Origin of the sequence: Streptomyces sp. NPDC056161 (genome assembly GCF_042268025.1) — a bacterium.
Taxonomy (GTDB): domain Bacteria; phylum Actinomycetota; class Actinomycetes; order Streptomycetales; family Streptomycetaceae; genus Streptomyces.
In genome coordinates this window covers 218,112-226,676 of sequence record NZ_JBHJUV010000008.1, presented here as the reverse complement: position 1 = coordinate 226,676, position 8,565 = coordinate 218,112, and the positions used below count along the sequence as shown (strand labels likewise).

At 72.6% G+C, this 8,565-nt stretch carries 5 protein-coding genes; 2 read left to right on the top strand and 3 right to left on the bottom strand.

All coding sequences use genetic code 11. The annotated features are described in order from the left end of the window. On the top strand, window positions 1-2,814 hold a 2,814-nt coding region (locus ACFC09_RS10515; protein WP_376525627.1), incomplete at its 5' end, for a polymorphic toxin-type HINT domain-containing protein. Window positions 2,815-2,959: 145 nt separating this feature from the next. Further along, window positions 2,960-3,730, top strand: a complete 771-nt coding sequence (locus tag ACFC09_RS10510) for a barstar family protein (RefSeq protein ID WP_376525625.1) — start codon at window positions 2,960-2,962, stop codon at window positions 3,728-3,730. A gap of 132 nt (window positions 3,731-3,862) precedes the next feature. On the opposite strand, the gene ACFC09_RS10505 is transcribed toward ACFC09_RS10510, so the two are convergent. From ACFC09_RS10505 to ACFC09_RS10495, 3 genes are all read right to left on the bottom strand, one after another. Continuing rightward, complete coding sequence (locus ACFC09_RS10505; protein WP_376525623.1) at window positions 3,863-4,234, bottom strand: hypothetical protein; 372 nt, start codon at window positions 4,232-4,234, stop codon at window positions 3,863-3,865. Between the two features lie 280 nt (window positions 4,235-4,514). After that, window positions 4,515-6,134 carry an ABC transporter substrate-binding protein gene (locus ACFC09_RS10500; RefSeq protein ID WP_376525621.1) on the bottom strand — a complete coding sequence of 540 codons (1,620 nt, stop codon included), beginning with the start codon at window positions 6,132-6,134 and terminating at the stop codon, window positions 4,515-4,517. Between the two features lie 5 nt (window positions 6,135-6,139). Continuing rightward, on the bottom strand, window positions 6,140-8,452 hold the full coding sequence (locus ACFC09_RS10495; RefSeq protein WP_376525619.1) for a hypothetical protein: 2,313 nt from the start codon (window positions 8,450-8,452) through the stop codon (window positions 6,140-6,142). Window positions 8,453-8,565: the final 113 nt, after the last annotated feature.

Here is an 8,565-nt window from a genome sequence, read left to right as displayed (position 1 = left end):
CGGCAGGCCGCGCAGAAGGCGCGGGACGCCGCGAAGGGCGCCAAGAAGGCGGCGGACGCCGCCGACCAGGCGGGTGTCGCGGCCGACAACGCGGCGAAGGCGGCCGGGGCCGCGGCCAGCGCCGGGGTGAACGCGGCGGCGGCAGCCGCCGCCGCGGCGGACGCCGACCGGTGGGCCGTGGAGGCCGGCGCGCAGGGCACGAAGGCCGCCGCGGCGGCGGCGCGCGCCAAGCGCCTGGCGGACCAGGCGTCCCGGGCCGCGGCCAGCGCCCAGGCCAACGCCAACCAGGCAGCGGTCGCCGCCCGGCAGTCCCGGGACGCGGCCAACGACGCGGCGGCACACGCCGAGGCCGCCGCGACGGCCGCCGACAAGGCCGCCGACGAGGCGGGCCACGCGGTCGACGCCGCGGCGGCGGCCACCGCGGCGGCCAACGCGGCGACGGAGTCGGCGAACAACGCGACGAAGGCGGCCGAGCAGGCGGCGGGCGTGATCGACCTGGCCCGCAAGGCCGACGCGGAGCGGCTGGCCCAGCAGCAGGAGGAGGCCGTCCTCGCCGCCGAAGAGGCCAACGCGATGTACGAGGCGAAGCAGGCCGAGCAGAAGTACGAGATCGGCAAGCTGGCGGAGCTGGACGCGCAGACCAGGACGCTGGTGACGGAGGCGGCGGCGTCCTCGGACCCGGCGGTCACCGCGGCCAAGGGCCGGCAGGCGGCCCTGAACCTGATGGGCGGCGGCACCTGGGTGAGCGACGCCGCGGAGACCGCCCTGTCCGGCGACGACGCCGAGGTCGGCGAGTTCGTACGGACCCGGCTCGCGGTGGCCATGGAGCAGGACGACCGGGCGGGCGTCGCCCACATCGCGGCCACCACCACGATTCCCGCGCAGCAGCAGGCCGCACTCGACGTGCTGGACCAGCCCGTCGAGCAGGTACGGGAGTTCCTGCGCACCCGCGCCTACCCGGGCAAGGAGGACGACGACCGGGTCGCGGCGGCGAAGATCGCCTCCGAGGGCGGTCCCGGGGTGAAGGCTGCCGCGAGCAAGGCTCTCGACGGAACGCCCGCGGACGTCGTCGAGTTCCTGGAGCGGGGGCAGTACGCGGCGCGCGAGGACGACGACCGGGTCTCCGTCGCGCAGGCGCTGGCCACCGGTGGCCCCGAGGTGCAGGCAGCCGCGCAGGCGGCGCTGTCCGGCCCGCCGGACGGTCTGCGCACGTTCCTGGAGATCGGCCTGTACAAGGCGCGGCAGCGGGACGCCAACGCGGCGGCCCACATCGCCGAGGTCAACACGCTCCTCCAGGCGGCGTACAAGTCGGCGTCGCTGGCGCAGAAGGACGCGGCGCTGGCGCAGAAGCTGGCCGCCGAGGCCCGCAAGAACGCCGCGGAGGCCGTCTCCTGGGCGAACAAGGCCCAGCAGTCCGCCGACCAGGCGGCGGGCTACGCGAAGCAGGCCGACGCCTCGGCCGACCAGGCCGCCAAGTCCGCGGCCGACGCGGCCGAGTCGGCCCGCACCGCCCAGGACGCGGCGGCCTCGGCGCAGAACGCCGCGCGGTCCGCGGCGCACTCCGCCGAACGGGCCGAGCACTCCGCCGCCGTCGCCGGTGACTACGCCTACGAGGCGGGCATCTCCGCCTACCAGGCCGGGATCTCCGCGGAGGCCGCGGGCAAGGACGCCACGGCCGCCGCGGCGGCGGCCACGGACGCCATGAAGATCGCGGCGGACAAGCTGGTGGCGGAGCTGAAGGCGCAGATCGAGGAGGAGGCCCAGCAGACCAGCAAGCCGCTGTCGGACGACGAGTTGCGCAGGTCGCTGGAGAAGCGGCTCGTGGAGTACCGCAGCCAGTACGTCATCGGCAACGAGGACTGGAAGTCCGGTGACGTCCTGCTCGTCTGCGGCGGTGACGGCGCCGGCGGCATGGGCTGCATCAGCAGCACCTACCTCGACCGGCTCATCGCCTGGTACGTGGGCGCCGACGAGATCGAGAAGTGCCTCACCGGCAAGTCCCTGACCTGCCTGGACGATCTGGCCCTCAGCGCCCTGAAGTTCAAGTTCCTCAAGCGCTCGCCCTGCGGCAAGAGCAGTTTCGTCCCGGGCACCCGGGTGCTGCTCGCCGGTGGCGGCACCAAGGCCATCGAGGACGTCCAGGTGGGCGACCGGGTGGTGGCCACCGACCCGGGGACCGGGCGTACGCGGGCCGAACCGGTCGTGGACACCATCACCAGCCGCGGGGCGAAGAACCTGGTGACGGTGACGGTTCCCGCGGCCGGCGCGGGCAGGGGCGGGAGCGTCACCGCCACGGACAAGCACCAGTTCTGGGCGGCGGACTCCGGCTCCTGGACCGAGGCGGCGGACCTCACCGCGGGCACCCGGCTGCGGACGCCGCAGGGCGCGCGGGTGCCGGTCGGCGCGGTGAGCGAGCGGGCGGCCCCGGACCAGCGGGTCCACAACCTGACGGTCGCCGAACTCCACTCGTACTACGTGCTGGCGGGCGGCACGCCGGTCCTGGTGCACAACGACAGGTGCCCCAACGGCCGGCTGTCCGACAAGCTGCCGAAGGGCATGAGCAACGAGATCGCCGCGGCCTACGACCTCTACAAGGAGGGCAAGCTCGTCTCGCACGACGTCTACAACGGCAACGAGTGGCCGAAGTGGGAGGGCGCCCTGGAGTACGCGGTTCCCGGCGCCGGGAACAATGAACGGATCCTGGTGAAGACCCTGCCGAACGGGATCGAGATGATCGGCTGGACGTCGACCCACTACCAGAAGATCCAGCGGTTCACGGCCCCGCACTTCCCTGACTGGGGCTGGAAGAAATAGCAGGCAGCAACACGGCTCGGGCGGCGGCGAGTTGAATGCGTGTGGAGTATCGTCTGTGGTTCGGCGATACCGGTACCGGATTCGGCTCGCCCCGCCCGGGGCATCAGCCCGTGGTCGGGTGGCCCGCACATGGATCGGAAACGACGTGGAAGCCAAAGGTTCCGACAAGCCGGGAATCCTTCCCTTCCGGCTGGTCGACAAGCAGTCGAAAACCGTGCTGCTGGCCGCCGAGGACATTCTCGACTACTTCATCGCCCCCGATCAGACCCCTCCTGACCTGGTCACCTTCATCGGGGTGCAGCACCTCGGCGCGGGCCGTAGAACTACGAAGGAAGCCGAATTGCAGGTGGTCGACCGACGTGGTGACTGCATCGGGAAGTACTACCTCGGCCGGGTCAGAGCCACCCTCACCCGAACGCCGGACATGAGCGACGAGCGATATCCGGAAGTGCCGTACGACTTCTTCGGATTCACCGAGGAGTTTCCCGAGGCAGGTCGGATCTGGCAGAGATGGGCGGCGGGCGGGGGCCCGGTGGAGTCCGGCGAATGGGCACGCGTTCCCGCCGCCTGGCAGGAGAGCTGGCTGCACGTCGTACAGACCTCGTGGTTCACCACCGGCCGGCGGGCGACCCGCTACCTGGGCGGCGGGACGGTGGTGCTGGACGGCTCGCTGATCACCGGCAGGGACGCCTTCTACTGCGCCCTGGGCGAGGCGGTCAACGGCCCCCGGGGGTACTTCGGTTCCAACCTGGACGCCCTCTTCGACTGCCTGCGCACGGCGCGGGCCGACGGGACCGCGCCGTTCGACCTGGTGTGGCGGGAGCAGGCGGCGTCCCGTGCCGCGCTGGGGGCCGACTTCACCGGCGCGGTGCTCGCGCTGCTCGCGAAGTGCGGTGTGACGGTGCGCACCGGCTGAACGCCCGAAAACCGCACCCGGGGCCCAGGTCGAAGACCTGGACCCCGTCGTCCGCGAAGGCCGGTCGCCGCATACCCGGATCCGCCCGCCGTGCCGACGGCCGTGGAACGGGACCCGTCCGGGGTACGGGGGTCAGCGGGGCGGGCAGCCGAACCAGTTCACCGTGCCCTTCTCGGACGTGTAGCCCATGCAGCTGAGGGTCTTCTTGCGCAGGGTCTCGGTCCGGCTGACCCCGCCGTTGAAGTAGTCCGACTTGTAGTCGGGCTGTGCGAGGTTGTCGATCTCGACGACGTACCAGCGGCGCTTGTCCTTCGGCAGGTCGCAGCCGTGGGCGGTCAGGTTGCGGCTGGGCCCCTCGCTCCACAGGGGCCGCTCGGCGCGGTCGCAGTGCACGCGGACGCGGCCGGCGGCGTCGGCGGTGCCGACGCCGGTGCCGAGCAGGGCCGTGGCGCCCGTGGCCACCGCCGCGGCAGCGCCGAGCAGGCGCTTCAGGGTGTGGTTCATCGATTGGTCCTCCTGCCAGCTGTGGTGACGGCCCGGAGTCGCCGAATCACCGAGTGCGTTTATCACACTTATCCGGAAAATCCGGTAGCCGACAGCGCAGTCACCCGGCCCGGTGACGCGGGTGCTGCCAATGCAGCAGGCGCACCCGCCCGCACGGCAGGGCGGACCGGGCCCGAGAACCGGCCCGGGGCGGCGCTCAAAGAGTGCCGCTCATGGAGTACCGCTCAGCGAGTACCGCTCAGGGAATGCTGCTCAGGGAATGCTGCTCAGGGAGTGCTGCTCACGGAGTGCTGCTGGGGATCACGCAGTTCTCGGGCTGTGCCCGGCCGGTGGGCCAGCCGAGGCCGACGAACTTCAGCGTGCCGCGGCCCTTCTGACTCGGATCCAGCTCGACCACCGCGACCGGTTTGTCGTACGGGTTCCCGCCGCTGGTCAGGCAGATCAGGCCGCTCGTGCCCTGCACCCGGTGCCGGGACTGGAGCTGCGACCACTCCCGGCCGACGTCCGCCAGGGTGGGCACCGTCCTGGCGGCACCGCTCTGCACCTGGTGCAGTGCCGTGCCGATGGTGACCAGGCCGTCGTACACGAGCATCGTCCGGGAGTCCGTCAGGTCCGGGGCGGACCCGAGGTCCGTGCCCGCGCGGCGGGTGGTCTCGATCAGCTTCTCCAGCCGGTCCAGGGCCGCCTTGGGCTCGGTGAGGTACTGGGGCAGCTCGTCCGCGGTGGGCTCGCGGTGGTGGGCCGCCTCCCACCGGGTCTTCCAGGCGGTCAGTTCGGTGGTCCAGGCGTCCGGGTGCGCGGGGGCGGCGTACTGCACCGTCACCTTCGCCTCACCGTCCGCGCCGCGCAGCTGTGCCCAGTCCTTGTCCGTCATGGCCTGCTGGAGCGAGGCGGCGTCCGAGCCGCTGATGATGGTGTAGTGCCGGTCGTCGCACCCCACCTCGGCGAGCTTGAGCGCGAAGATCCGCAGGTGCAGCGTGCGCCCCGCGAAGTAGACGGTGTCGGCCTGCGAGTCGCAGATGTTGTTGGCTATCTGGGTGAACTGGTTGCCGGTCGAACCCGCCTCGTCGATCGCCGGGGACTCGAACGGCATCGCGGCGGGACCGGGCGGGCCCTTCTCCTCGATCCCGCTGAACGCCTTCGCCAGCGATTCGACGTAGCTGTCCTGACGCGTGTCGTGGACCAGCACCGTCCTGCGGTTCTCCCGGCCCCGTTCCCCGTTGAAGTTGGCCAGCGCCTGGGACGCGTCGTAGTTGGTGGGGATGATCCGGGCCAGGCCGGGGAACCGCGACTTCGCCATGCCGTCCGGCCCGTCCTCGTTCGCTATCCGGTCCCCGCTGATCCGGGAGGCGAGCACCGGAATCCGGTGTTCGGTCAGCCGCCTGACGGCCTGCTCCGTCGAGTCGAGGCTGAGGTTGAAGCCGGTGACGGCACGCAGCCGGTCCTCGGACGAGTCGGCCATGCGCAGCAAGGTGTCCACGACCGCGGACTGGTGGGCGTAGTCCCGTCCCGGGTTGGCCAGCACCAGCCGGATCTTCGGCGGCTCCCCCTCGCCCTCGTTGGCCTCCACCTGGCCGAGGTAGGCGCCCTGGAGGTCGCTGCGCATCTGCCGCCGCAGCGCGACCTGGTCCGACTGGAGCGGCAGCATCACGGCCACCGTCACATGGGGCTGGCCCTCGATCTTCTCGTTCTGCCGGGCGATGGCGCGGGCCACGGCGGAGATCTCCGGGGTGCCGAAGTCGTAGCCCGCGCCGTCGACGCCTATGCACTCACCGTCGATCCGCTCGACCCCCTTGTGGCAGGTGTCCGGCCGTTGCAGGAAGGACCAGCCGAACCAGCCCACGGCCACGGCCACCGCCGCGACCAGCAGCGTGTAGAGGAACTTCTTCCACCTGGGCATCCCCGTCATCTCCTTCGGCCGAGCTGATCGGTGCAGGCGCAGCGCAACAACGGCTGCTCGTTCTCCGCCAGGCCGCTCCAGTCGGTGGCCGTCCTGCCGAGTTGTCCGGCGCCGTCGAACTCCATGATCGAGAGGAGGTCCAGCAGCTTGGCCAGGGTGCGGGCCGTCTCCCGCCCGGTCGGCCTGGTCCGCTCCTCGCACAGCCACACCGCGTGCAGCAGTTGGTCGACCGTGCGGCGCAGCGCCGGTCCCGCCACCGTCACCAGGCCCCGGGCCCGCTCCCGGCGGGTGTCCGCGCCGCCGGGATACGGCGCCTGGGCGATCTCCAGCAGCTCCGCGCACCACTCCTCGGGCCGGCCGGGCAGCGTGGCGGCCAGGTAGCGGACCACGTCGTCCGCCCCGCCGGACACCAGGTGGTGGTTCATCCGGTGGGCGACGACCGAGCGGAACGCCCGGCCGTCCGGCGCTTCCGCGTCCGCCGCGGATCCGGTGTGCGTCGCGGATCCGGCGCCGGCCGTCCGTAACCCGTCCCCCGTCCGTCCCCCGTCTCCCGTACGTCCGCCGTCCGTCGTACGCCCCCCGTCTGCCGTGGGTGGGCCGTCCCCCGTACGGCCCGCGGCCGCCACCCGTGCCGTGTAGTGGTCCCGCAGCAGGTGGTGGTCGGCGTACCAGGCGGCGCCGTCGGGGCGCAGCCCGTACAGCCGGTGCACCAGCAGTTGGCGCAGCCCGAAGTCCCCGATGAAGTGGCGTTCGCAGCTGGGCCATCCGGTGTCGGTGAGCAGCCGCGCGACATGGTGTGCGGTCAGCCGGTGCACGTGGCCGGACTGATGGTGGCGGAGCAGGACGTCCGCGCACTCCTTGTCGTGCGCCACCGACAGGTGGGTGAGCAGGTCCAGCCACTGGTCGTGGTGCTCGGTCGGCAGCCGCACCGGCAGCTGCTCCAGCACCAGCTCCTGGAGCAGGACGTCCGCGACGGGCCGCTCGGGGACGCCGTCACCCGAGAGCCGCAGCGGGGCGTCCAGGATGTCCCGGTCGTTGGCGTCCGCCGGCATCCGGAAGGCGGCGGACGCGGCGGCCAGCCGGATCACCGTGTGCGGCCGTCCGCCGCTCAGCCGGGCCACGGCGGCGTCGATACGGCGGCGGTTCGCGCCGCGCTCCGGCTCCGCGAGCCGCTGGACGCGCTCGGTCTCCCGGCGGAGCTGGTCGCCGGTGAGGAAAGGCATCCGCAGCAGGAGCACCCCGCCGGCCAGCGGCGTCCGGTCCGCCTCCGCGTCGGCGCGCCGCGACCACTCGGGCGGTCCGCCGTCGGCGGGCCGGAACTCGGCCGGGGGCGGCACCTCACCCCGGGGCAGCCCCCCGTACAGGAACGCGCCGCCGTCCGCCCGGCGCGCCGTGCCCACGATGACCACCCGGTCGCGCTGCCCGCCCCTGCGGTCGGTGAGCACCGCGCGCAGCAACTGCTCCCCCAGCGGTGTCTCGGCGTGGTCGAGGAGCAGCGCCGGACGGCCGACCCGGCGCAGCCAGCCGGTCGCCGACGCGTACGCCGCCTCGATGTCCTGGCGCAGCGCCCGGAACAGGAAGCTCTCCGCCAGCTCCCGTTCCTCCCCGCCGGCCTGGAAGTCGGCGGCGAGACCGCGCAGTCCGTGCTCCGGCTGGCCCGCGGCGCCGGGATACGCGCCGTAGATCCGGGCCAGTTCCGCCCTGCCCCGGGGGGCCAGGCCGGCGAAGAGGGCGTCCAGGAGCGCGGTGCTCACCGAGGCCGCGTACGGGTCGAGGGTCTGCCCGGACAGGGTCGTCAGCAGGTTCCGGATCGCTCCGCGCAGCACGCCCCGCCAGAAGTCACCGGCGCCCAGGCCGCGGAAACGCTGCTTCTGCGGCAGTTCCTCGTACCGTTCGACCTCCGCGGCGACCGCGTCCGGGGTGCCCCCCGCGACACCGGTCGCGATCATCGCGAGGCCCGTGAAGAACCGCGGGAAGGCGAACGAACCGCCCGTCCCCTGCCACGTGGACAACCGCCGGGCGACCTCGACCAGTGCCTCCGTGGCGGCCGAACGGGCGCCCGGCTCCGGCTCCGCGTGGTGCGCGTACACCGGCGAGGCGCAGTCCAGGTGGATCACCGGCACCTTGGTGGCGAAGGAGTCCCGGACCGCGCGCAGCAGCCGTCCCTTGCCCATGCCCGGCCCGCCGGTGAGGAGCACCACGGGAAGGTCGGGGCCGTACAACGGCTCCCGGCCGCCGCCCGACGGCGACCTTCCGAGCAGACGCGCGAAGAAGCCTTCCTCACTCAGGAGTCTTTCGAACCCCAGGTCTTCACACACGGATCCCTCGCGAATGCTCTCCCGCCCGGGAGCGGGGTGACCGATGTGGTGGAAGGAGATTAGTGGACCATAAAGCCTTCTGTTCGGAAAACGACGCTTTCAGGAAGGGAAGT